The organism is Agrococcus sp. BE272 (genome assembly GCF_031457935.1).
Lineage (GTDB): Bacteria > Actinomycetota > Actinomycetes > Actinomycetales > Microbacteriaceae > Agrococcus > Agrococcus sediminis.
The window spans coordinates 890,606-913,691 of record NZ_JAVDXL010000002.1 but is presented as its reverse complement, the minus strand read 5'-3'; the positions used below and the strand labels follow the sequence as shown (position 1 = coordinate 913,691).

Sequence of the window (23,086 nt, the reverse complement as noted above, 5' to 3'; positions counted from 1 at the left end):
ATCTTCCCTGGGTAAGCCGGGACCTAAGGCGAGGCCGACAGGCGTAGTCGATGGACATCAGGTTGATAATCCTGAGCTGGCGAAGAACCGCCCAAGTCAATCCAGTAATGCTAAGAGTCCGAATCCTTGGACCGATCCCTTCGGGGTGACGTCCTTGGGCTAGCACTCGACCCTATGCTGGTGCGGCTAGCGTATTAACAGGTGTGACGCAGGAAGGTAGCAGAACCGGGCCGATGGTTGAGTCCGGGTAAGCCGTAGGGCGTGGGATAGGCAAATCCGTCCCACATACAGCCTGAGAGCTTTGCCGAACCCTAGAGGGAAGTCTGTGATCCTATGCTGCCAAGAAAAGCATCGACGCGAGGTTCAAGTCACCCGTACCCCAAACCGACTCAGGTGGTCAGGTAGAGAATACTAAGGAGATCGAGAGAATCGTGGTTAAGGAACTCGGCAAAATGCCCCCGTAACTTCGGGAGAAGGGGGGCCTGAGGCGTGACGGCACTAGCTGCCCGAGCGTTTGAAGGCCGCAGAGACCAGTGGGAAGCGACTGTTTACTAAAAACACAGGTCCGTGCTAAGACGCAAGTCGATGTATACGGACTGACGCCTGCCCGGTGCTGGAAGGTTAAGAGGAAGGGTTAGCGCAAGCGAAGCTCAGAATTTAAGCCCCAGTAAACGGCGGTGGTAACTATAACCATCCTAAGGTAGCGAAATTCCTTGTCGGGTAAGTTCCGACCTGCACGAATGGCGTAACGACTTCCCAGCTGTCTCAACCGCGAACTCGGCGAAATTGCACTACGAGTAAAGATGCTCGTTACGCGCAGCAGGACGGAAAGACCCCGTGACCTTTACTACAGCTTGGTATTGGTGTTCGGTGTGGCTTGTGTAGGATAGGTGGGAGACTGTGAAGCCCGGACGCTAGTTCGGGTGGAGTCGTTGTTGAAATACCACTCTGGTCACTCTGGATATCTAACTTCGAACCGTAATCCGGTTCAGGGACAGTGCCTGGTGGGTAGTTTAACTGGGGCGGTTGCCTCCCAAAAAGTAACGGAGGCGCCCAAAGGTTCCCTCAACCTGGTTGGCAATCAGGTGTCGAGTGTAAGTGCACAAGGGAGCTTGACTGTGACAGTGACAACTGGAGCAGGGACGAAAGTCGGGACTAGTGATCCGGCAGTGGCTTGTGGAAGCGCTGTCGCTCAACGGATAAAAGGTACCTCGGGGATAACAGGCTGATCTTGCCCAAGAGTCCATATCGACGGCATGGTTTGGCACCTCGATGTCGGCTCGTCGCATCCTGGGGCTGGAGTAGGTCCCAAGGGTTGGGCTGTTCGCCCATTAAAGCGGCACGCGAGCTGGGTTTAGAACGTCGTGAGACAGTTCGGTCCCTATCCGCTGCGCGCGTTGGAAGTTTGAGAGGATCTGACCCTAGTACGAGAGGACCGGGTTGGACGAACCTCTGGTGTGTCAGTTGTTCCGCCAGGAGCACCGCTGATTAGCTACGTTCGGGATGGATAACCGCTGAAAGCATCTAAGCGGGAAGCCGGCCTCAAGATGAGACTTCCGTGCCTTCGGGCGAGAGGCTCCCAGCCAGACTACTGGGTTGATAGGCCGGATGTGGAAGTGGGGACTAAAGACCCATGAAGCTGACCGGTACTAATAAGCCGATGACTTGATAACACATATTATGAGCTTGCTGCTCGCGTCCACTTTGTGGTTCTCGATGTACGGTCGAGAACTGCAGCCCTCCGCTTCGAGCGGAGTGCTGTGCAGACTGAAACATCAACAGTGTTTCGGCGGCCATAGCGAGAGGGAAACGCCCGGTCACATTCCGAACCCGGAAGCTAAGGCTCTCAGCGCCGATGGTACTGCAGGGGGGACCCTGTGGGAGAGTAGGACACCGCCGGACTTCTTTTGGAAAGGGGCCCCAGATTCATCTGGGGCCCCTTTTTTTAGGTGCCGACTCGATGGGAGCATGGTGCTGTGAACGACCACGCAGATCGCGGCTCCGGCCGTCAGGACGACCGCCGACCGCACCGCGATGGCGAGCGCCGTCCGCAGCGCGACGGCGACCGACGCCCGCCGCAGCGCGATGCCGAGCGGAGGCTCCGCCCCGGCGACCGCGGCTACCACCCCGATGGCGACCGTCGGCCGCAGGGCGATGCCGATCGCCGGCCCCAGCGCGACGGGGACCGTCGCCCCCAGCGTGACAGTGATCGTCGCTTCGGGGACCGCGACTCGCGACCGCAGCGCGATGGCGACCGCCGCCCCCAGCGCGATGGCGACCGCCGCTTCGGCGACCGCGACTCGCGTCCGCAGCGCGATGGTGAGCGTCGACCGCAGCGCGACGGCGATCGTCGTTTCGGTGACCGCGACTCGCGTCCCCAGCGCGATGGCGACCGTCGGCCGCCGCGCGATGGCGACCGTCGGCCGCCGCGCGACGGCGACCGTCGTTTCGGCGACCGCGACTCGCGTCCCCAGCGCGATGGCGACCGCCGGCCGCCGCGTGACGGCGACCGTCGCCCGCAGCGTGACGGCGACCGCCGGCCGCCGCGTGACGGCGACCGTCGCCCGCAGCGCGATGGCGAGCGTCGCTTCGGCGACCGCGACTCGCGCCCCCAGCGCGACGGGGACCGTCGCCCGCCCCGGGATGGTGACCGCCGCCCCGCGCGCGACGGCGAGCGCCGGTTCAACGGTGATCGCGATCGCCGTCCGCAGGGCGACGGCGACCGCAGCTTCGGGCGCGGCGACCAGCGTCGTCGCGACGACCAGCGCACGAGGAACCAGGGGCCCGAGCGCGATGCCGCCCGCCCCGGGCGCGACTACGAGCGCCGCGGCGACGGCTCCGGCGAGAGCTTCAAGCAGGTCCGCGAGGACGAGGTCGTGCCGCCGCCGCTGCCGGACGACCTGGTGGCCGAGGACCTCGACATCGGCGCGCGTGCGCAGCTGAAGACCCTCACGAAGGACAACGCCGAGTTCGTCGCCAAGCACATGGCGATGGCGTCGCGCCTGATCGACGAGAACCCGGAGCTCGCGCACGAGCACGCGCTCACCGCGGCTCGTCGCGCCGGCAGGATCGGCGTGGTGCGCGAGACGCTCGCGATCACCGCCTACCAGCTCGGCGACTTCGCGCTCGCGCTGCGCGAGCTGCGCACCTACCGCCGCATCACCGGGCGCGACGACCAGCTGCCGCTCATGGCCGACTGCGAGCGCGGGCTCGGACGTCCCGAGAAGGCGCTCGAGCTGGCACGTTCGGTCGATGCAGCGACGCTCGAGACGCCCGTCCGGGTCGAGCTCGCGATCGTGAAGTCCGGCGCGCGCCTGGACCTCGGGCAGCCGGAGGCGGCGCTCGAAGAGCTGCGCATCCCCGAGCTGCGCCGAGACAAGGCGTTCGAGTACAGCCCGGCGCTCTTCGCCAGCTACGCGGGCGTGCTCGAGGAGCTCGGTCGCGACGACGAGGCCGCCGAGTGGTTCGCCCTCGCCGACCGCGCCATCGACGCCCTCGAGGCGGCGCTCGCGCCGGGCGAGCTCGAGTCCATCGCGATCACGACCGAGCGCATCGAGGACGACGGCGAGGCCACGGCCGAGGAGAGCGGCGTGCCGCTCGAGGCGGACGTCGACGATGCCGCGGAAGCGGGCGACGACGACGACGAGGCGGCCGAGGAAGCCGACGAGGCAGCGGACGAGCACGTCGAGGATGTCCACGACGTCGAGGGTGCCGCAGAGCCTGAGCAGGTCGAACCGCCGGCAGAGCCGGTGCAGCCGGGCGCTGCCGCGGCGGCCGTCGACGAGGCGGAGCCCGCCTCGGAGGAGCCGGCGCCGCACGGGGACGCGCTCTTCGGCGACGCGCTGTTCGGCGACGACCTCATCGAGGACGAGGACGAGGACGAGGACCAGGAGCCGGGGCGCGGCGGAGACGCCCGCTGATGGCGCTGTTCCGCAAGGCGGCGGCGCAGCCGACGCCGCTCGACGGCGTCGACTGCCTGTACCTCGACCTCGACGGGGTCGTCTACAAGGGGCCGGATGCGATCCCGCACGCGGTCGACAGCATCCGTGCCGCCGGGCTCCCGACGGCGTACCTGACCAACAACGCCTCGCGCACCGACGCGGAGGTCGCCGAGCACCTGGCGTCCTTCGGCCTCGACGTGCGCGCGTCCGACGTGGTCACGAGCCCGCAGGCGGCCATGCTGCTGCTCGCGAAGCACCTGCAGCCGGGCGACCCCGTGCTCGTGGTCGGCGGCGCCGGCATCGTGGTCGAGCTCGAGGCGCGCGGGTGGCGCGTGGTGCGCACCGCCGCCGAGCAGCCGAAGGCCGTCGTGCAGGGCTTCCATCCGTCGGTCGGCTGGAAGGACCTCGCCGAGGCGTCGTTCGCGCTGCGCCGCCCGCTCGAGCAGGGCGGCATCCCCTGGATCGCGACGAACGGCGACTGGACGATCCCGGTCGCCGGCGGCATCGCGCCCGGCAACGGCACGCTCGTCTCGGCCGTGCACACCGCGGTCGGCCGCCTGGCCGAGTTCGCAGGCAAGCCCGAGACCCCGATGTTCGACGTCGCCGCGGAGCGCTTCGGCGCGCGCGCGCCACTCATGGTCGGCGACCGGCTCGACACCGACATCCTCGGCGCCCGCCGCGCCGGCATCGCGTCGGCGCTCGTGCTGACCGGCATCGACCGCGGCGCGAGCCTGATCGGCGCCGACGCCTCGATGCGACCCGATCACGTCCTCGAGGACCTGCGCGGCCTCGCCGAGCCGATCGCGCCGGTGCGCGAGACGCTCGAGACCTCGACCGGCGACCGCTACTTCGAGGTCGGCCAGGCGGCGGTGCGCCGTTCGGGCATCGACATCGCGCTCGTGCGTGCGGGGGAGCGCGACGTCGACACGATCCGCGCCGCGTGCGCGGCGGTGTGGACGGCCGACCGCCCCGTGCTGGGCCTCCGGATCGCCGACGAGCTGCTCGCGCTCTAGTCGAGCTCGGGCGGCTCCCACAGCGCGCGCCAGCGACGGATCCGCTCGGGGTCCGGCGCCGCCCCGTAGGCGGCCCAGAACGCCGGCTCCGCGTCGCCGAGTCCGTTCCACGCCAGCGACCACGAAGCGATCGCCAGATCCGACCAGCGGTCGCCCACGCCGACCCGGCCGAGGTCGACGAGCCCCGCGAACCGGCCGTCGGCGATGAGCGTGTTGGGCGCGCACGGATCGCCGTGGCAGACCACGGGGTCGTCGACGGGCGCGGATGCGGTCCAGTCGGGAGCGGGGAACGGGCACGTGCGCGCGTCGGTCGCGTGCAGGCGCCGCAGCCCCTCGCCGAGGGCGGCGGCCGCCGCATCGGGGTCGTGGAGACCCGCCGCCGAGACGATCGAGGGGGCCGCGATGGCGGCGGTCTCGAGCAGCTCGCCGCCGGCCTCGCGGTGCAGGCCCAGCACGCGCGGCACCGGCACCGACGACGCCGTCGCGAGCCAGCGCATCCGCTGCTCCTCGGCCGCGAGCGACTCGGTGCCGCCAGGGCTCCACTTCGCGTAGACCGCGCCGCCGGCGCGGTCGATGCGGGCCGTCACGCCGCCGAGCTCGTTGCGCCACACCAGCTCGACGGGATCGTGGCCCGCGCGGCGCGCGATGGGCGGCGGCACGGGTGTGCCCGCCGGGGGAGGGCCGGCGAGGTCGAGGGAGGGTCCGCTGCGCACCGATCGACGCTAGCGTGCAGGCATGGACGACGCTGCATCGCCCCGGCGCGTGCTCGTGCTCGGCGGCACCCGCTGGCTCGGACGCGCCGTCGCCGAGGCGCACCTGGCGCGCGGCGCGGACGTGACGTGCCTGGCGCGCGGCGCCTCGGGCGCGGTCGCTCCGGGCGCGCGGCTCGTGACCGGCGACCGCGACCGCGACGACGCCTACGCGGCGCTCGAGGGCGAGTGGGACGAGGTGGTCGACGTCACGCGGCTACCCGCGCACGCCTCGGGCGCGCTCGACGCGCTCGCCGACCGGGCGCGGCACTGGACGTTCGTCTCGTCGGTGTCCGCGCAGCGGCTCGAGGGCGCGCCGGTCGGTGCCGACGAGGACGACGAGCTCGTGCCGGAGGATCCGACGGGCGAGGAGTACGGCGGCGCGAAGGCGTGGATCGAGCGCGTCGCCAGGGAGCGGCTCGGTGAGCGGCTCGCGGTCGTGCGACCGGGCCTCATCGGCGGGCCGGGCGACGAGAGCGACCGCTTCGGCCACTGGGTCGCGCGGCTCGCGCTCGCCGGCGACGGTCCCGTGCTCGTGCCGGCGCGCGAGCAGCCGACGCAGACGATCGACGTGCGCGACCTGGTCGACTTCCTCGTCGAGCGGGCGCCCCACCGGCAGGACGTCGTGAACGCGGTCGGGCCCGACGGCACGCTGCACGCGCTCATCGCGCTCGCCCGGGAGGTCGCCGGGCACACCGGCGAGCTCGTCGCGGCGACCGACGAGGAGCTCGAAGCGGCAGGCGTCGGCGTGTGGATGGGTCCGCGCGCGCTGCCGCTCGTGCTCCCCGCCGCGCTCGCCTCCCACGCGCAGCGCTCGAGCGCGCGCTACCGCGCGGGCGGCGGTGCGCACCGGCCGCTGCGCGCGACGCTCGAGGCGGTGCTCGCCGACGAGCGCGCCCGCGGGCTCGACCGCGCGAGCGCCAACAGGCTCTCGCGCGCCGACGAGCTCGCCGTGATCGATTCGCTAGCCTCGAGGGCATGACCGACCCCCAGGAGCACGCCGACGGCCTCGTCGACGAGCTGGAGCTCCTCGAGCAGCAGCCGCTCGAGGCGCGGGCCGAGCAGCTCGCGCGCATCCACGACCGGCTGCAGGCGGAGCTCGGGGCGGTGCGTGGCTGACGCAGCCGGGGCGGGCGGCGCCGAGCCGGTCGGGGGCGAGCCGATCGGAGGCGAGCCGGTGCGGCTCGACCAGGCGCTCGTCGAGCGCGGGCTCGCCCGCAGCCGCTCGCAGGCGCAGCAGCGCATCGCCGAAGGCCTCGTCACCGTCGACGGGCGCGCGGCGCTCAAGGCGAGCCTCAAGGTGCCCGGGTGCGCCGAGGTCGCGGTGGCGGGCGGCGACGCGTGGGTGTCGCGCGCCGCGCACAAGCTGCTCGCGGCGCTCGACGCCTTCGCCGTCGACCCTGCCGGCCGGGAGGCGCTCGACGCCGGCGCCTCGACGGGCGGCTTCACGCAGGTGCTGCTCGCGCGCGGCGCCGCGCACGTGACGGCCCTCGACGTCGGCCACGGCCAGTTCCAGCTCGACGTCGACGCGCATCCGATCACCCTCGTCGAGGGGCGCAACGTGCGCGACCTCGAGCCCGGGTCGCTGCAGCCGGCGCCGTCGATCATCACCGCCGACCTGTCGTTCATCTCGCTCGCGCTCGCGATCCCGCCGCTCGTCGGGGTCGCGGCGCCCGGCGCCGACTGGATCGTGCTCATCAAGCCGCAGTTCGAGGTCGGCCGCACCGGCGTCCGCGAGGGCATCGTCGCCGACGCGGGCCTCAGGGCCCAGGCGATCGAGCAGGTCCTGTGGGCGGCGTGGGACGCAGGGCTCGGCACCGCCGGCCTCATCGGCAGCCCGATCGCGGGCGGCCGCGGCAACCTCGAGTACCTCGCCCACCTCTCGGCGGAGCGCGGCACCAATCCGACAGAATGGCTGGACGAGTCGGCGAGACTGGCGAAGGAGGCGCGGTGAGCGGACGCAGGTTCCTGCTCGCGTTCCACCCCGGGCGTGAGGAGGCTGTCGCGACGGCCGCCGCGATCGCCGCGCGGCTGCTCGCCGAGTCGGTGACGCCCGTCGTGCTCGCCGAGGACCGCGCGGTGCTGCTCGCCGCCGGCAGCGGGCTCGAGGCCGTCGAGCCGTACGTGCCCTCCGACGCGCCCGACATCGAGCTCATCATGACGCTCGGCGGCGACGGCACGATCCTGCGCGCGGCCGAGCTGCAGCGAGAGATCGGCGCGCCGCTGCTCGGCATCAACCTCGGCCACGTCGGCTTCCTCGCCGAGGCGGAGGTCGCCGAGACCGCCGAGGTCGTGGAGCGCGCCCTGCGCCGCGGCTACGAGGTCGAGGAGCGGCTGACCCTCTGCGTGCGCGTCTTCCAGGGCGACGAGCTCGTGCACGAGACGTGGGCGGTGAACGAGGCGGCGATCGAGAAGTCGGGCTCGGGCCGCATGATCACGACCATGCTCGAGATCGACGGCCGCCCCATCTCGTCGTTCGGCACCGACGCCGTCCTGCTCGCGACGCCCACCGGATCGACCGCGTACTCCTTCTCGGCCGGCGGCCCCATCGTGTGGCCGACCGCGTCGGTGCTGCTGCTCGTGCCGCTCGGCGCGCACGCGCTCTTCACCCGCCCGCTCGTCGTCGCGCCGACCTCCACCATGGCCGTGACGATCGCCGACGACTCGACGAGCCCCGCCGTGCTGTGGTGCGACTCCCGCCGCTCCTTCGACCTGCCGCAGGGCTCGCGGGTCGAGGCGACGCGCGACGACCGGCCGCTGCGGCTCGCGCGCCTGTCGCGCGCGCCCTTCGCCGACCGGCTGGTCGCGAAGTTCCACCTGCCGGTGGAGGGCTTCCGGCGGGCGCGCACGTGACGCGCCTCGACGAGCTCACGATCCGCTCGCTCGGCGTGATCGACGAGGCGCGCGTGCCGGTGGGCGCCGGCTTCACCGCCATCACCGGCGAGACGGGCGCGGGCAAGACGATGCTCGTGCAGGCGCTCGCGCTGCTGCGCGGCGAGCGCGCCGACGCGGGCGTCATCCGCTCCGGCGAGGACCGTGCCGCGGTGCAGGGCGTCTGGATCGTCGACGACGCGGATGCGGTGGCGCTCGTCGAGGACGCCGGCGGGGTCGTCGACGACGGCGAGCTCATCCTCGGCCGCGCCCTCACCCGGGAGGGTCGCTCGCGCGCCCAGGCCGGCGGCGCCGCCGTGCCCGCGGGGCTGCTGCGCGAGCTCGCCGACCGCCTCGTCGCCGTCCACGGGCAGGCCGACCAGCAGCGGCTCCGCTCGCCCGACGCGCAGGCCGCCGCGCTCGACCGCGCCGCGGGGGAGCGCCTGGCGGCGCTGCTCGCCGAGTACCTGCGGGAGCACGAGGCCTGGACCGCCGCGCGCGACGCGGCCGCGCGCATCCGCGACGAGCACGACGCGCGCGCCGCAGAGGCCGCCTCGATCCGGGCCGAGCTCGAGGACCTCGAGGCCGTCGACCCGCAGCCGGGCGAGCAGGACGAGCTCGCCGCGATCGCGCACCGCCTCGAGCACTCCGAGGCGCTGCGCGCCGAGCTCGCCGAGGCGCACGGCGCGCTCTCGAACGACGAGGACGAGCCCGACGCGGTGACGCTCGCGGGCCGCGCGCGCCGGCTCGTCGAGCGCGCCTCCGGCGACGACGCGGCGCTCGGCGGCGCGCTCGACCTGCTGGTGCAGGCCGACGCGCTGCTGCAGGAGGCATCCTCGGCGATCCTGCGGGCGCTCGACGACCTCGAGCGGCCCGAGCGCAGCCTCGACGAGGTGCAGGAGCGGCGCGCCCAGCTCACCGCGCTCGAGCGGCGCCTGGGCCGCACGCTCGAGGAGGCGCTCGAGGCGGCGCCGGCGGCCGCGCTCCGGCTCGCCGAGCTCGAGGGCGACGACGCCGAGCTCGAGCGGCTCGACGCCGAGGAGCGCGCGCGCCACGAGGCTGTCGCCGCGCTCGCCGACCGGCTGAGCGCCCTGCGGCAGGACGCGGCCCGGCACCTCGAGGCCGCCGTCGGCGAGGAGCTCGCGGCGCTCGCGATGCCGAACGCGCGGCTCGTCGTCGAGGTCGCGCCGACGGATGCGCTCGGCCCGCGGGGCCGGGACCGCGTCACCATGCTGCTCGCGCCCCACCCCGGCGCCGAGCCGCGCCCCGTGCAGCGGGGCGCGTCGGGCGGCGAGCTCAGCCGCATCATGCTCGCGCTCGAGGTCGCGCTCGCCGACGAGAGCGTGCCCACCATGGTCTTCGACGAGGTCGACGCGGGCGTCGGCGGCGCCGCGGCGACCGAGATCGGGCGCCGGCTCGCCCGGCTCGCCGAGCACTGCCAGGTGATCGTCGTCACCCACCTCGCGCAGGTCGCGGCGTTCGCCGAGCGCCACGTGCGCGTCGAGAAGGGCACCGACGGCCGCATCACCGCATCGCAGGTGTCGCCGGTCGAGGGCGAGGAGCGCCTGGCCGAGCTCGCCCGCATGCTCTCGGGCACCGCATCCGAGACCGCGCTCGCGCACGCCCGCGAGTTGCTCGATGATGCGCGGGTCGTGGGTTAGGCTCGAAGCCCGTGAACCACAGTGCAAACGGGACCGCAGCGCCGGCCAAGGTGACCAAGCAGATCTTCGTCACCGGAGGCGTCGTCTCGTCGCTCGGCAAGGGGCTGACGGCCGCGTCGCTCGGCAACCTCCTCACCGCTCGCGGCCTGCACGTGGTCATGCAGAAGCTCGACCCGTACCTCAACGTCGACCCGGGCACGATGAACCCGTTCCAGCACGGCGAGGTGTTCGTCACCGACGACGGCGCCGAGACCGACCTCGACATCGGCCACTACGAGCGATTCCTCGACGTGAACCTCTCGCAGGCCGCCAACGTCACGACCGGCCAGATCTACTCGCGCGTCATCGAGCGCGAGCGCCGCGGCGAGTACCTCGGCGACACGGTGCAGGTCATCCCGCACATCTCCGACGAGATCAAGCGGCGCATGCGCCTGCAGGCCGAGCAGCAGCCGCAGCCCGACGTCATCATCACCGAGATCGGCGGCACGGTCGGCGACATCGAGTCGCAGCCGTTCATCGAGTCGGCGCGGCAGATCCGCCACGAGCTCGGCCGCCAGAACGTCTTCTTCGTGCACGTCTCGCTCGTGCCCTTCCTCGGCGCCTCCGGCGAGCAGAAGACGAAGCCGACGCAGCACTCCGTCGCGACGCTGCGCTCGATCGGCATCCAGCCCGACGCGCTCGTGCTGCGCAGCGACCGGCCCGTGAGCGACGCGAACCGCAAGAAGATCGCGCTCATGTGCGACGTCGAGGAGGAGGCGGTCGTCAACGCGATCGACAAGCCCTCCATCTACGACATCCCCACGATGCTCACCGAGCAGGGCCTCGACGCGTACATCATCGGGCAGCTCGGCCTCGAGGCCGGCGACATCGACTGGTCGCGCTGGCAGCCCGTGCTCGACGGCGTGCACCACCCGAAGCACGAGGTGACGATCGGCCTCGTCGGCAAGTACATCGACCTGCCGGATGCGTACCTGTCGGTGACCGAGGCGGTGAAGGCCGGCGGGTTCGCGAACCAGACCAAGGTCAACATCCGCTGGATCCGGTCGGACGACTGCGAGACCCACGACGGCGCGGCGGCCCAGCTCGGCGAGCTCGACGGCATCATCGTGCCCGGCGGCTTCGGCATCCGCGGCATCGAGGGCAAGCTCGGCGCGCTGAGGTTCACGCGCGAGAACGAGATCCCCACGCTCGGCATCTGCCTCGGCCTGCAGTGCATGGTCATCGAGGCCGCCCGCAACCTGGCCGGCATCGAGGGCGCGTCGTCGACCGAGTTCGACGAGGGCACGCCCGCGCCGGTCATCGCGACGATGGCCGAGCAGGAGCAGCACATCCACGGCGGCGACCTCGGCGGCACGATGCGCCTGGGCCTGTACGAGGCGAAGCTCGCCGAGGGCTCGCTCGCGGCCGAGCTCTACGGCGACACCGTCTCGCACGAGCGCCACCGGCACCGCTACGAGGTGAACAACGCCTACCGCGACGAGATCGCCGCCGCGGGCCTCGCCTTCAGCGGCCTCTCGCCCGACGGGCACCTCGTCGAGTACGTCGAGCTGCCGGGCCACCCGTTCTACATCGCCACGCAGGCGCACCCCGAGCTGCGCAGCCGGCCGAACCGCGCGCATCCGCTCTTCCGCGGCCTGGTCGCTGCCGCCCTCGAGCGCCAGCGCGCCTCGAAGCTCTTCGACGAGACCGACGACGAGACGGCCTGATGCTCGCCGACGCGCTCGGCCAGCAGCCGGTGCTCGCCCGCGAGCAGCTGTTCGCGGGCCGGGTGTGGGACGTCGAGGGGCAGGAGTTCGAGCTCGGCGGCGAGCGCATCCGCCGCGAGGTGGTCGTGCACCCCGGCGCCGTGGCGGTCGTCGCGATGAACGACCGGGACGAGGTGTGCCTCGTGCACCAGTACCGGCACCCGGCCGGCGGCACCCTGTGGGAGCTGCCTGCGGGCCTGCTCGACGTGCACGGGGAGGATCCCCTCGCGGCGGCGCAGCGCGAGCTCGCCGAGGAGACCGACCTCGCCGCGGACACCTGGCGGACGCTGCTCGACGTCTCGACCACGGGCGGCGGCTCGACCGAGATCATCCGGGTCTACCTCGCGACCGACGTGCGCGAGCTGCCGGAGGCGTTCGAGCGCACGCACGAGGAGGCCGAGATGGAGCGCCGGTGGGTGCCGCTCGCCGAGGTCGTCGACGCGGCGCTCGCGATGCGCCTCCACAACGCGACGCTGCTCTCGGCGGTGCTCGCCCTCGAGGCGATGCGCGCCCGCGGCGCCTCGCCGCACCCCGTCGACGCGCCGTTCGACTGGCATCCGGCCCACCGGCCGTGACCGGTCGGCCGTGACGCCCGCGCAGGCGGTCGACCGGCTGCTGCGGCAGCTCGCGATCGAGCGCGGCCTCTCGCAGCACACGGTGGCCGCGTACCGGCGCGACCTCGGCGGCTACCTCGCCGTGCTCGAGGCGCGGGGCGTGTCGGATGCGTCGGCGATCGCCGGCGACGACGTCGCGGCCTTCCGCGCCGCGCTCGCAGACAGAGGGCTGGCCGCGTCGTCGGTCGCGCGCCACCTGTCGGCCGTGAAGGCGCTGCACCGGTGGCTCGTCGACGAGCGGGTGGCCGCCGAGGACGTCGCGAAGGACCAGCGGCCGCCGAAGCTGCCGCAGCGGCTGCCGAAGGCGATCTCGGTCGCGCAGATGCAGCGGCTGCTCGAGGCCGCGGGCGGCGACGACCCCGCGGGGCTGCGCGACCGGGCGCTGCTCGAGCTGCTCTACGCCACCGGCGCCCGCATCTCGGAGGTCGTCGGGCTCGACGTCGACGATCTGGCGGCCACGGCCGACGTGCAGCAGCTCGTGCGCGTGACGGGCAAGGGCGCGAAGCAGCGCCTCGTGCCCGTCGGCTCGTACGCGCGCCGGGCGACGGATGCGTGGCTCGTGCGGGGGAGGGCGGCGCTCGCGGCGAAGGGGCGCGGCACGCCGGCGCTGCTGCTCGGCGCGCGGGGCGGCCGCCTCTCGCGCCAGGCGGCGTGGGAGATCATCCAGCGGGTCGCCGACGAGGCGGGCGTCGAGCACGTCTCGCCGCACACCTTCCGCCACTCGTTCGCCACGCACCTGCTCGAGGGCGGCGCCGACGTGCGCGTCGTGCAGGAGCTGCTGGGCCACGCATCCGTCGCGACGACGCAGATCTACACGCAGGTCACCGCCGACACGCTGCGCGACATGTACACGACGGCGCACCCGCGCGCGCGCTGAGGCTCAACCAGAGGTTGAGATACACGCCGCGCCCGCCTGCGCGGCGAAGGCGCGCGGCGTTCCTAGACTCGGGGGCGTGAGCACGCGCAACGAGACCCTGGCCGGCATGGAGGCACCTTCGCTCGGGCCCACCGGGCGTCCCCACCGCGACTTCCCGCAGCCCGAGCCGCTGCGCAGCCACGGCCCCGCGCGCATCGTCACCATGTGCAACCAGAAGGGCGGCGTGGGCAAGACGACCACGACGATCAACCTCGGCGCAGCGGTCGCCGAGTACGGCCGCCGCGTGCTCGCGATCGACTTCGACCCGCAGGGCGCGCTCTCGGCGGGCCTCGGCGTCGACAACCACGACGCGACGACGATCTACGACCTGCTGCTGAACCCGCGCCTCGACCCGCGCGAGGCGATCCAGTCGACGAGCGTCGAGGGCCTCGACGTCATCCCGGCGAACATCGACCTGTCGGCCGCCGAGGTGCACCTCGTCAACGAGGTGGCCCGCGAGCAGATCCTCTCGCGCGTGCTGCGTCGCGTCGCCGACGACTACGACCTCATCCTCATCGACTGCCAGCCGTCGCTCGGCCTGCTGACGGTGAACGCGCTCACCGCCGCGCACGGCGTGCTGATCCCGCTCGAGAGCGAGTTCTTCGCCCTCCGCGGCGTCGCGCTGCTGAAGGAGACGATCGAGAAGGTGCAGGACCGCCTCAACCCGGCGCTGCAGCTCGACGGCATCCTCGTCACCATGTACGACGCCCGCACGCTCCACGCCCGCGAGGTCATGGAGCGCGTCGTGGGCGCGTTCGGCGACACCGTGCTCGAGACGGTCGTGCGCCGCACGGTCAAGTTCCCCGACGCATCCGTCGCGGGCATCCCGGTCACGCAGTTCGCGCCCGACCACGCGGCGGCGGAGATCTACCGCCAGCTCGCGCGCGAGCTGATCGCCCGTGGCTCCATCGCCTGAGCCCGACGGCGCCGACGAGGAGCGCGGGTTCCGCCTCGCGCTCGACAACTTCGACGGGCCGTTCGACCTGCTGCTGACGCTCATCGGCAACCGGTCGATGGACGTCACCGAGATCGCCCTCTCGCGCGTCACCGACGAGTTCATCGCCTACGTGCGCACCCTCGACACCCACGAGGAGCTCGAGCAGGCGAGCGAGTTCATCGTCGTCGCGGCGACGCTGCTCGACCTCAAGATCGCGTCGCTGCTGCCCGCCGGCGATGTCGTCGACAGCGAGGACGTCGCGCTGCTCGAGGCGCGCGACCTGCTGTTCGCGCGCCTGCTGCAGTACCGCGCGTTCAAGCAGGCGGCGCTGTGGATGGCCGAGCGGCTCGCCGCGGAGTCGAGCCGCCACGCGCGCTCGGTGCGGCTCGAGGAGCGCTTCCGGCAGCGCACGCCCGAGCTGCGCTGGACGCTGTCGGCCGACGACTTCGCGGCGCTCGCGCTCCTCGCGCTCACGCCCAAGGAGCTGCCGACGGTGGGGCTGACGCACCTGCACGCGCCGCTCGTGTCGATCCGCGAGCAGGCGGCGCACATCGTCGCGCGGCTGCGGCAGGCGGGCACGACCACGTTCCGCGAGCTCATCGCCGGCGAGGCGACGCGCGGCGTGATCGTCGCCCGCTTCCTCGCGGTGCTCGAGCTCTACCGGCACGCGGCGATCACCTTCGAGCAGCTCGAGCCGCTCGGCGAGCTCTCGCTCAGCTGGACCGGCCACGACTTCCGCGACGAGGACCTCGTCGCCCTGGGGGCAGACTATGACCATGCATGAGACGGATGCGCCGGCCACGGCCGAGGAGGCGGGCGACGCCGCCGCCGACCGGTCGCACCTGCCGCTCGAGCGCCGCATCGAGGCGATCCTGATGGTCGCCGACGAGCCGCAGGGCGCCGTGCACCTCGCGACGTCGCTGCGCGTGCCGGTGCCGGCGGTGAAGGCCGCGATCGAGGCGCTGCGCGCCGACTACGACGGCGAGGGCGCGGGGCCCCAGCGCGGCTTCGAGCTGCGCGAGGTCGGCGGCGGCTGGCGCGTGTACGTGCGCGCCGAGTACGACGCCGACGCGACCGACTTCGTGCTCACGCAGACGCCCACGCGGCTGTCGCAGGCGGCGCTCGAGACGCTCGCGGTGATCGCCTACAAGCAGCCGATCACGCGCGGCGCGGTCGCGGCCATCCGCGCCGTCAACGTCGACTCGGTCGTGCGCACGCTGCTCGGCCGCGGCCTCATCCGGGAGGCCTTCGCCGACAGCGAGACGGGCGCGATCCACTACGAGACGAGCGAGCTGCTGCTGACGCAGCTCGGCCTCAACTCGCTCGACGAGCTGCCGCCGATCTCGCCGCTGCTGCCCGACGGCGAGGAGGACGTGCTCGCATGACCGCCATCGAGGGAGAGCGCCTCCAGAAGGTCCTCGCGGCCGCCGGCGTCGCCAGCCGCCGCGTGGTCGAGGACATGATCGTCGCCGGCCGCATCGAGGTCGACGGGCGCGTCGTGACCGAGCTCGGCACGCGCATCCGCCCCGACGCCCGCGTGACGGTCGACGGCACCGCGGTGCAGCTCGACACCACGAAGCGCTACCTCATGCTCAACAAGCCCACCGGCGTCGTCTCGACCATGAGCGACGAGCGCGGCCGCCGCGACCTGCGCGAGTTCACCGACAGGGTGGGGGAGCGCGTCTACAACGTGGGCCGCCTCGACAGCGACACCTCGGGCCTGCTGCTGCTGACCAACGACGGCGAGCTCGCGCACGTGCTCGCGCACCCGTCGTTCGGCGTCGAGAAGACCTACGTCGCGAAGGTGCGCGGCGCGGTCGACCAGCGCACCATCCGGCGACTGCTCGACGGCTTCGAGCTCGAGGACGGCGAGATCCACGCCGATGCGGCGCGCCTCATCGGCCGCCCCTCGCAGGGGCACTCGATGGTCGAGCTGACGCTGCACTCGGGCCGCAACCGCATCGTCCGGCGCATGCTCGACCACGTCGGGCACCCGGTCGTCGAGCTCGTGCGGCGCAGCTTCGGGCCGCTGCACCTCGGCACCCTGCGGTCGGGCGCGGTGCGCGAACTCACTAGCATGGAGCGCGGTGCCATCCTCACGCTCTCGCGATCGGCGCCGTAAGCCAGCAGCCAGCAAGGAGCCCTCGTGACCCACCGACTGCGCGGCCCCGTCCGCATCGTCGGCACCGGGCTGCTCGGCACCTCCATCGGCCTCGGGCTCGCCGCCCGCGGCGTCGAGGTGCAGCTCGCCGACGCGAGCCCCACCGCGATGCGGCTCGCCGCAGACTACGGCGCGGGCCGCCCCGCTGAGCCCGGCGACGCCCCGGAGCTCATCGTCGTCGCCGTGCCGCCCGACGTCACCGCGCAGGTCGTCGCGCGCGAGCTCGAGGCGTTCCCGGATGCGGTGGTCGCCGACGTCGCGTCGGTGAAGGCCGTGCCGCTCGCCGAGCTGCGCGCGCTCGGCGCCGACATCAGCCGCTACCTCGGCACGCACCCCATGGCGGGCAGGGAGCGCTCCGGCGCGCTCGCCGGCTCCGGCGACCTCTTCGTCGGCCGGCCCTGGGTGATCGCCGGCCACGACGGCATCTCCTACGAGCGCGGCAGCCTCGTCGACGACCTCATCCTCGACCTCGGCGCCGTGCCGATCGAGTCGACGCCCGAGGAGCACGACCGCGCCGTCGCGATCGTCAGCCACGTGCCGCAGCTCGTCTCCTCGCTCATGGCCGCGCGCCTCGCCGACGCGCCCGACGAGGCGCTGCGCCTCGCCGGCGGCGGCGTGCGCGACGTCACGCGCGTCGCGGCGAGCGACCCGGCGCTCTGGATCCAGATCCTCGGCGCGAACGCGCCGGCGGTGGTCGAGCAGCTGCGGGCCCTGCAGGCCGACCTCGCGACGCTCGTCGACGCGCTCGACGACGTCGACGCATCCGGCAGCCGCAAGGCGGTGGCGGATGCGCTGCGGGCCGGCAACGAGGGCGTCGCGCGCCTGCCGGGCAAGCACGGCACGCACGCCCGCTTCACCCGCGTGCAGGTGCGCGTCGACGACCGCCCGGGCCAGCTCGCGCGGCTGCTCGCCGACATCGGCGACGCCGAGGTGAACCTCGAGGACGTGCGCATCGACCACGCCGAGGGCGCCCAGTTCGGCGTCGCCGAGATCACCGTGCTGCCCGAGGCCGTGCAGCGCCTGCACGACGCGCTCGAGGAGCTGGGCTGGCAGGTGGTCGCATGAGCGCCGAGCGCCGAGCGACCGTGGTCGCGATCGATGGCCCCGCCGGCAGCGGGAAGTCGTCGGTCGCGCGCGCCGTCGCCCGCGAGCTGGGCTTCCGCTTCCTCGACACGGGCGCCGCCTACCGCGCGCTCGCCTGGCTCGTGCTCGAGCGCGGCGGCGACACCGACGACGAGCCCACCGTGCTCGCGGCGCTCGAGCGGCTCGGCACGCTCGAGCTCACCGTCGAGCCGGCGGGGCAGCGCGTCGCCATCGACGGGCACGACGTGACCGAGTCGATCCGCAGCGAGCGCATCTCGGCCGCCGTCTCGGGCGTCGCGCGCACGCTCCCCGCCCGCAGCGCCGTGAACGAGCGCTTCCGCGCGATCATCGCCGACGCCGAGCCCGGCATCGTCGCCGAGGGCCGCGACATCACCACGGTCGTCGCGCCCGACGCCGACGTGCGGGTGCTGCTGACGGCCGACGAGGCCGTGCGCATCCGCCGCCGCTTCGGCGACGTCGGCGGCGACGAGTTCCAGGTGGGTGCGCGCCTCGCGGCGCGCGACGCCTCCGACTCGAAGGTGATCGACTTCCTGACCGCAGCCGACGGCGTGACCGTCGTCGACTCCACCGACCTGACGTTCGACGAGACCGTCGACGCGATCGTCCGCCTCGTGCGCGACCGCGTCTCATGAGCACGCATTCTGAAGAGGGACCGATGAACGAAGAGATCGAGCACGGGGCCGGCGAGGCCGACGCGTACGAGACCGACGAGGCGCGCGTCTCGGCGCTCCGCGCGGGGCTGTCGGACTACGAGCTCGACGCCGAGGACGCTGCGCTCCTCGAGCTCGCCGAGGCGGGCCCGGATGCGCTGCGCGTGCTGCCCGCGCTGCCGGTGCTCGCGATCGTCGGGCGGCCCAACGTCGGCAAGTCGGCGCTCGTCAACCGCATCCTCGGCCGCCGCGAGGCCGTCGTCGAGGACACCCCGGGCGTCACGCGCGACCGGGTCACCTACAAGGCGGAGTGGAACGGCCGGCCGTTCACCGTCGTCGACACCGGTGGCTGGGAGCCCGACGCGCGCGGCATCGACCGCTCGGTCGCGCTCCAGGCCGAGGTCGCGGTCGACCTGGCCGACGCGGTGCTGTTCGTCGTCGACGTGAACGTCGGCCCCACCTCGACCGACGAGCACGTCGTGCGGATGCTGCGGCAGTCGAACCGGCCGGTGCTGCTCGTCGCCAACAAGGCCGACGACGCCCGCCGCGACCTCGAGGCGGCGGCGCTCTGGAGCCTGGGCCTCGGCGAGCCGCACCCCGTCTCGGCCGTGCACGGCCGCGGCGTCGCCGACCTGCTCGACGCGGCGATGGAGCTGCTCCCCGAGGTCTCGGCGGTCGCGAAGGAGGAGCTGGGCGGCCCGCGCCGCGTGGCGCTGCTGGGCCGGCCCAACGTCGGCAAGTCGTCGCTGCTCAACAAGGCGGCCGGCGAGGAGCGCGTGGTCGTCAACGAGATCGCGGGCACGACGCGCGACCCCGTCGACGAGCAGATCGAGCTCGGCGGCCGCGTCTGGCGCTTCGTCGACACCGCCGGCATCCGTCGCCGCGTGCATCTGCAGCAGGGCGCCGACTTCTACGCGACGCTGCGCACGCAGGCCGCGCTCGAGAAGGCGGAGGTCGCGGTCGTGCTCATCGACGTGACGGAGCCCATCTCGGAGCAGGACGTGCGCATCGTCGACCTCGTGCTCGAGTCCGGCCGCGCGCTCGTGCTCGCGTTCAACAAGTGGGACCAGCTCGACGACGAGCGGCGCCGCTACCTCGAGCGAGAGATCGAGCAGGACCTCGGCCACGTCGACTGGGCGCCGCGCGTCAACATCTCGGCGCGCACCGGCCGCCACCTCGAGAAGCTCGTGCCCGCGCTCGAGCTCGCGCTCGACTCGTGGGACACGCGCATCCCGACCGGCAAGCTCAACGCGTTCATCGCCGAGATCGTCTCGGCGCACCCGCACCCGCTGCGCGGCGGCAAGCAGCCGCGCATCCTCTTCGCCACGCAGGCGTCGACGCGGCCGCCGACCTTCGTGCTCTTCACGACCGGGTTCCTCGACCCGCAGTACCGCCGCTTCATCCAGCGGCGCCTGCGCGAGGACTACGGCTTCGAGGGCACGCCCATCCAGGTCAACATGCGTGTCCGGGAGAAGCGCGAGCGCCGCTGATCCCGTTGGTCGAGCAGCCGCCGGAGGCGGCGTGTCGACACCGGGTCGGTCGCGTCTCGATACGGCCCTTCGGGCCTACTCGACGAGCGGGCGAGCGCGAGCGCCGCTGAACCCGTTGGTCGAGTAGCCGCCGGAGGCGGCGTATCGAGACCGGGTCGGTCGCGTCTCGACGAGCGGGTGAACGCGGGCCCGTTGGTCGAGTAGCCGCCGGAGGCGGCGTATCGAGACCGGGTCGATGCGTCTCGATACGGCCCTTCGGGCCTACTCGACGAGCGGGTGAGCGGGTGAGCGGGTGGCGACGAGCGGGTGGGTGGGCGCGCTCAGCGCACCTGCCGGGCCCGGAACTGCATGCGCGGGTGCGCGAACGCATCCTGCGCCTGCACGAGGCGCAGCTCGCGCTCGCCCGACTCGAGGGTCGTCTGCAGCAGGTCGAAGACGCTCGAGGCGGTGCGCTCGAGCGCGGTCGCCGCGGAGCCGGTCTCGCGGTAGTGCGCGGTGAAGACGGCGCTCGTGACGTCGCCGGAGCCGTTGGCCTTGAACGGCAGGTGCGGCGTCTGCAGCAGCCACGCGCCCTCGTCGTCGACCGCGAGCATCTCGATGGTGTCGGCCTCGCGGTCGGGCCGCAGCACGCTCGTCACGAGCACGGTGCGCGGTCCCAGGTCCCGCACGCGGTCGACAGAGTCGAGCGTCGACGCGATGGTGTCCGGATCGGTGCCCGTCATGAAGCCGAGCTCGAACTGGTTGGGCGTGAGGATGTCGGCGTGGGGGAGTGCCCGCTCGCGGATGAGCGGCGGGATCGTCGGCGCGACGAAGCAACCCGACTTCGCGTTGCCCATGACGGGGTCGCACGTGTACGTGGCGGCCGGGTTCGCGGCCTTGACGCGCGAGACGGCGTCGAGCACGACGTCGACGATCTCCTCGCCGCCGAGGTAGCCCGAGAGCACGCCGTCGACGGTGCCGAGCACCCCGCGCTCCTCGATCCCCGCGACGACTGCGCGCACGTCGTCGGCGGGGATGAGCGGGCCGCCCCACGAGCCGTAGCCGGTGTGGTTGGAGAAGTTGACGGTGAGCACGGGCCACACCTCGTGGCCCATGCGCTGGAGCGGGAAGACGGCGGCGGAGTTGCCGACGTGGCCGTAGGCGACGTGCGACTGGATCGACAGGAACCTCATCCCCCGATCCTCCCATCCAGCGCCTCCAGCAGCGTGCCCTGCACGAACAGCACCCAGTCGGCGACGTCGCGGAACTGCGCGATGTCGTCGTCGGTGACGTCCGGATGCAGCTGGCCCGGCTCCTGCGGGGTGCGCACGTGCAGCACGAGGCGCACCTCCCCGAGCGACCGCAGCCACGCATCCGCCCCCTCCTCGTCGACCTCGAGCTCGACCTCGTCGCCGTCGACCTCGGTCGGCAGCGCCGCCTCGAGGTCGGCGACCATGCGGGTCATGGAGCGGATGCGCGCGCCTGCGATGTCGACGGAGGCCAGGCGGCGGAACTCGGCCGCGTCCTGCGGGTCGGCGTACGCGTCGGGGTAGAGGCGGGCCATCACCGGGTCGTCGGCGGCCGCGCGCCCGTCGGCGACCGCGCGGTGCAGGCCCAGCACCTGGCGTCCGAGGGTCGCGAGCAGGTCGGCCTCGTCGACGAGCATCGAGCAGCGGGCGACGTCGCCGTCGCGGTGCCAGGCCCTCACGGCAGGACCCGCTCGAGCGTGGCGACGAGGCCGTCGGCGTGCAGGCCGGCGACGAGCATCTCCTGCTCCTCCCGGGCGCCGCGCGCGACCTCGGCGCGGCCGTCGCGCTCGGCCTGCGCCATGAGCTCGCCCGCCCGCTCGCGGTCGAGCCCGAAGCGGCGCACGAGCACGTGCACGACGTACGCCTGCGGCGTGATCGGGTCGTCCCAGAGCAGCGTCGCCCAGGCGGTCGGCTCGCTCACCGGTCGACCACCTCGATGCCGGCCGTGGTCGGGCCGAGCACGGTCGCGACGATGTGGTGCGCGGCGGTGTCGGGGCCGCGCCGGTCGATCGCGATGCTCCAGAGGGCGAGCGCGAAGCCGAGGGCGGCGAGCGCGACGCCGAGCCAGGCGGGGGCGAGGTAGCCGTAGCCTGCGGCGATCACGGCGCCGCCGAGCGTCGCGCCGAGCGCGTTGCCGACGTTGAACGCCGCGTGGTTCGTGGCCGCGCCGAGCAGCTCGGCCTCGCCCGCGATGCGGATGATGCGGGCCTGGATCGTGGGGGTGAGGGCGGAGCCGGCCCCGCCGATGAGGAAGCCGAGCGCGTACATCGCGACCGGGTTCGCGCCGAGCAGCCCGAAGAGCGCGAGCGCCGCGATCAGCAGCGGGAACGCGATGAGGATGGTGCGGCGCAGGCTCCGGTCGCTCGCCCAGCCGCCGACGACGTTGCCGATCGTCATGCCGAGCCCGATCGTCATGAGCAGCCACGCGATCGCCGACTCGGGCAGCAGCGCCACGCGCGTGACGATCTCGGCGGCATAGGAGTAGACGGCGAAGAAGCCGCCGAAGCCGACGCACGCGACCGCGATCATGAGCCAGAGGCGCGGGTTGCGGAACGCGGCGAGCTCGCGCCGCGCGGAGCGGGTCGGGTCGCCCGGCACGCGCGGCAGCGCGACGAGCGCCATCACGAGCGTCGCGGCGAAGATCACCGCGATCGCGGCGTAGGTCCACCGCCAGCCGGCCGCCTGGCCGAGCCAGGTGCCGAGCGGCACGCCGATGACGTTCGCGATCGTCAGGCCCGACAGGGCGAGCGCGATGCCGGCGCCCTGCCTGCCCGGGCCCATGATGCGCGCCGCGAGCAGCGAGGCGACGCCGAAGTAGGCGCCGTGCGGCACGGCGGCGGCGAAGCGCGCGACGAGCGTCAGCTCGAAGGTGGGCATGAGCCCGCTCGCGAGGCTCGCCGCCGCGAAGGCCGCGACGAGCAGCAGCACGAGCGTGCGCTGCGACATCCGGGCCGCCCAGATCGACACGAGCGGCGCGCCCACGACGACGCCGAGCGCGTACGCGGTGATCATCCAGCCCGCGTGCGCGATGCCGACGGCCGGGTCGTCGCCGAAGCCGGGCACGAGCTCGGCCGCGGCGAGGGGGAGGATGCCCATGGTCGCGAACTCGGAGGTGCCGATGCCGAAGCCGCCCAGGGCGAGGGTGAAGAGCGCCAGGACGCGCCGGGCCGGAGAGAGCTGCATGCTGCGTCGATCGTACGCGCGTGCGGCGTCGCGCCCGGGTTGC

The 23,086-nt window shown here is 73.0% G+C and carries 22 protein-coding genes and 2 rRNA genes; 19 read left to right on the top strand and 5 right to left on the bottom strand.

The features are described from left to right. From J2X49_RS10860 to J2X49_RS10845, 4 genes are all read left to right on the top strand, one after another. Window positions 1–1,673: ribosomal RNA gene (locus J2X49_RS10860) — 23S ribosomal RNA — on the top strand; the annotation flags it as partial. Between the two features lie 112 nt (window positions 1,674–1,785). Further along, window positions 1,786–1,902 (top strand): 5S ribosomal RNA (gene rrf / locus J2X49_RS10855). Window positions 1,903–2,876: 974 nt separating this feature from the next. Beyond that, window positions 2,877–3,920 (top strand): hypothetical protein, encoded by a 1,044-nt coding sequence (locus J2X49_RS10850; protein WP_310125956.1) that lies wholly within the window; start codon window positions 2,877–2,879, stop codon window positions 3,918–3,920. After that, window positions 3,920–4,954, top strand: a complete 1,035-nt coding sequence (locus J2X49_RS10845; protein ID WP_146357713.1) for an HAD-IIA family hydrolase — start codon at window positions 3,920–3,922, stop codon at window positions 4,952–4,954. Before J2X49_RS10850 ends, J2X49_RS10845 begins: the two co-directional genes overlap by 1 nt. On the opposite strand, the gene J2X49_RS10840 is transcribed toward J2X49_RS10845, so the two are convergent. Then, window positions 4,951–5,667 carry an aminoglycoside 3'-phosphotransferase gene (locus tag J2X49_RS10840; protein ID WP_310125952.1) on the bottom strand — a complete coding sequence of 239 codons (717 nt, stop codon included), beginning with the start codon at window positions 5,665–5,667 and terminating at the stop codon, window positions 4,951–4,953. The genes J2X49_RS10845 and J2X49_RS10840 overlap by 4 nt on opposite strands. 22 nt (window positions 5,668–5,689) lie before the next feature. Between J2X49_RS10840 and J2X49_RS10835 the strand changes: the two genes are divergently transcribed. From J2X49_RS10835 to der, 15 genes are all read left to right on the top strand, one after another. Next, entirely contained in the window at window positions 5,690–6,685 is a 996-nt protein-coding gene (locus J2X49_RS10835; RefSeq protein ID WP_310125950.1) for an NAD-dependent epimerase/dehydratase family protein, read from the top strand. Next, the gene (locus J2X49_RS10830) at window positions 6,682–6,822 is read left to right on the top strand and encodes a hypothetical protein (protein ID WP_164877091.1); all 141 of its coding nucleotides are present in this window, start codon (window positions 6,682–6,684) and stop codon (window positions 6,820–6,822) included. The genes J2X49_RS10835 and J2X49_RS10830 overlap by 4 nt, the downstream gene beginning before the upstream one ends. A 43-nt stretch (window positions 6,823–6,865) precedes the next feature. Beyond that, the gene (locus tag J2X49_RS10825; RefSeq protein ID WP_396131283.1) at window positions 6,866–7,657 is read left to right on the top strand and encodes a TlyA family RNA methyltransferase; all 792 of its coding nucleotides are present in this window, start codon (window positions 6,866–6,868) and stop codon (window positions 7,655–7,657) included. Beyond that, window positions 7,654–8,556 carry an NAD kinase gene (locus J2X49_RS10820; protein ID WP_310125945.1) on the top strand — a complete coding sequence of 301 codons (903 nt, stop codon included), beginning with the start codon at window positions 7,654–7,656 and terminating at the stop codon, window positions 8,554–8,556. The genes J2X49_RS10825 and J2X49_RS10820 overlap by 4 nt, the downstream gene beginning before the upstream one ends. Next, window positions 8,553–10,235, top strand: a complete 1,683-nt coding sequence (gene recN, locus J2X49_RS10815; RefSeq protein WP_310125943.1) for a DNA repair protein RecN — start codon at window positions 8,553–8,555, stop codon at window positions 10,233–10,235. Before J2X49_RS10820 ends, recN begins: the two co-directional genes overlap by 4 nt. A gap of 50 nt (window positions 10,236–10,285) precedes the next feature. Then, complete coding sequence (locus J2X49_RS10810) at window positions 10,286–11,941, top strand: CTP synthase (protein WP_164877090.1); 1,656 nt, start codon at window positions 10,286–10,288, stop codon at window positions 11,939–11,941. Beyond that, complete coding sequence (locus J2X49_RS10805) at window positions 11,941–12,555, top strand: NUDIX hydrolase (protein WP_146357703.1); 615 nt, start codon at window positions 11,941–11,943, stop codon at window positions 12,553–12,555. The genes J2X49_RS10810 and J2X49_RS10805 overlap by 1 nt, the downstream gene beginning before the upstream one ends. Before the next feature lie 10 nt (window positions 12,556–12,565). Further along, window positions 12,566–13,471: a site-specific tyrosine recombinase XerD gene (gene xerD, locus J2X49_RS10800; protein WP_310125937.1), complete on the top strand. Its 906-nt coding sequence runs from the start codon at window positions 12,566–12,568 to the stop codon at window positions 13,469–13,471. A 106-nt stretch (window positions 13,472–13,577) separates the two neighbouring features. Further along, the gene (locus tag J2X49_RS10795) at window positions 13,578–14,426 is read left to right on the top strand and encodes a ParA family protein (protein WP_128189313.1); all 849 of its coding nucleotides are present in this window, start codon (window positions 13,578–13,580) and stop codon (window positions 14,424–14,426) included. Next, window positions 14,410–15,231: a ScpA family protein gene (locus J2X49_RS10790; RefSeq protein ID WP_128189298.1), complete on the top strand. Its 822-nt coding sequence runs from the start codon at window positions 14,410–14,412 to the stop codon at window positions 15,229–15,231. The genes J2X49_RS10795 and J2X49_RS10790 overlap by 17 nt, the downstream gene beginning before the upstream one ends. Further along, window positions 15,218–15,832 (top strand): SMC-Scp complex subunit ScpB, encoded by a 615-nt coding sequence (scpB, locus tag J2X49_RS10785; protein WP_310125930.1) that lies wholly within the window; start codon window positions 15,218–15,220, stop codon window positions 15,830–15,832. The genes J2X49_RS10790 and scpB overlap by 14 nt, the downstream gene beginning before the upstream one ends. Then, on the top strand, window positions 15,829–16,569 hold the full coding sequence (locus tag J2X49_RS10780; RefSeq protein ID WP_310125927.1) for a pseudouridine synthase: 741 nt from the start codon (window positions 15,829–15,831) through the stop codon (window positions 16,567–16,569). The genes scpB and J2X49_RS10780 overlap by 4 nt, the downstream gene beginning before the upstream one ends. Before the next feature lie 24 nt (window positions 16,570–16,593). Beyond that, window positions 16,594–17,673 carry a prephenate dehydrogenase gene (locus J2X49_RS10775; protein WP_246990751.1) on the top strand — a complete coding sequence of 360 codons (1,080 nt, stop codon included), beginning with the start codon at window positions 16,594–16,596 and terminating at the stop codon, window positions 17,671–17,673. Then, the gene (gene cmk / locus J2X49_RS10770) at window positions 17,670–18,344 is read left to right on the top strand and encodes a (d)CMP kinase (RefSeq protein WP_310125922.1); all 675 of its coding nucleotides are present in this window, start codon (window positions 17,670–17,672) and stop codon (window positions 18,342–18,344) included. Before J2X49_RS10775 ends, cmk begins: the two co-directional genes overlap by 4 nt. Before the next feature lie 23 nt (window positions 18,345–18,367). Next, on the top strand, window positions 18,368–19,852 hold the full coding sequence (gene der / locus J2X49_RS10765; protein ID WP_310125919.1) for a ribosome biogenesis GTPase Der: 1,485 nt from the start codon (window positions 18,368–18,370) through the stop codon (window positions 19,850–19,852). 320 nt (window positions 19,853–20,172) lie between these two features. Here the strand turns inward: der and pdxY are convergent, their stop codons facing one another. From pdxY to J2X49_RS10745, 4 genes are read right to left on the bottom strand one after another with little or no spacing between them, the layout of a single operon-like run. Continuing rightward, window positions 20,173–21,024 carry a pyridoxal kinase PdxY gene (gene pdxY, locus J2X49_RS10760; protein WP_310125916.1) on the bottom strand — a complete coding sequence of 284 codons (852 nt, stop codon included), beginning with the start codon at window positions 21,022–21,024 and terminating at the stop codon, window positions 20,173–20,175. Next, window positions 21,021–21,539: a DUF2017 family protein gene (locus tag J2X49_RS10755; RefSeq protein ID WP_310125914.1), complete on the bottom strand. Its 519-nt coding sequence runs from the start codon at window positions 21,537–21,539 to the stop codon at window positions 21,021–21,023. Before J2X49_RS10755 ends, pdxY begins: the two co-directional genes overlap by 4 nt. Then, window positions 21,536–21,781: an ATP-dependent Clp protease adaptor ClpS gene (locus J2X49_RS10750; protein WP_310125911.1), complete on the bottom strand. Its 246-nt coding sequence runs from the start codon at window positions 21,779–21,781 to the stop codon at window positions 21,536–21,538. The genes J2X49_RS10755 and J2X49_RS10750 overlap by 4 nt, the downstream gene beginning before the upstream one ends. Continuing rightward, the gene (locus J2X49_RS10745) at window positions 21,778–23,043 is read right to left on the bottom strand and encodes an MFS transporter (protein WP_310125909.1); all 1,266 of its coding nucleotides are present in this window, start codon (window positions 23,041–23,043) and stop codon (window positions 21,778–21,780) included. The genes J2X49_RS10750 and J2X49_RS10745 overlap by 4 nt, the downstream gene beginning before the upstream one ends. Window positions 23,044–23,086 lie beyond the last annotated feature (43 nt).

Coding starts and splice junctions, on each gene's coding strand:
- J2X49_RS10795 (WP_128189313.1), top strand. CDS start 13,578: ATGGAGGCACCTTCGCTCGGGCCCACCGGGCGTCCCCACCGCGACTTC.
- cmk (WP_310125922.1), top strand. CDS start 17,670: ATGAGCGCCGAGCGCCGAGCGACCGTGGTCGCGATCGATGGCCCCGCC.
- J2X49_RS10745 (WP_310125909.1), bottom strand. CDS start 23,043: ATGCAGCTCTCTCCGGCCCGGCGCGTCCTGGCGCTCTTCACCCTCGCC.
- J2X49_RS10830 (WP_164877091.1), top strand. CDS start 6,682: ATGACCGACCCCCAGGAGCACGCCGACGGCCTCGTCGACGAGCTGGAG.
- J2X49_RS10780 (WP_310125927.1), top strand. CDS start 15,829: ATGACCGCCATCGAGGGAGAGCGCCTCCAGAAGGTCCTCGCGGCCGCC.
- J2X49_RS10845 (WP_146357713.1), top strand. CDS start 3,920: ATGGCGCTGTTCCGCAAGGCGGCGGCGCAGCCGACGCCGCTCGACGGC.
- der (WP_310125919.1), top strand. CDS start 18,368: ATGAACGAAGAGATCGAGCACGGGGCCGGCGAGGCCGACGCGTACGAG.
- pdxY (WP_310125916.1), bottom strand. CDS start 21,024: ATGAGGTTCCTGTCGATCCAGTCGCACGTCGCCTACGGCCACGTCGGC.
- J2X49_RS10805 (WP_146357703.1), top strand. CDS start 11,941: ATGCTCGCCGACGCGCTCGGCCAGCAGCCGGTGCTCGCCCGCGAGCAG.
- J2X49_RS10835 (WP_310125950.1), top strand. CDS start 5,690: ATGGACGACGCTGCATCGCCCCGGCGCGTGCTCGTGCTCGGCGGCACC.
- scpB (WP_310125930.1), top strand. CDS start 15,218: ATGACCATGCATGAGACGGATGCGCCGGCCACGGCCGAGGAGGCGGGC.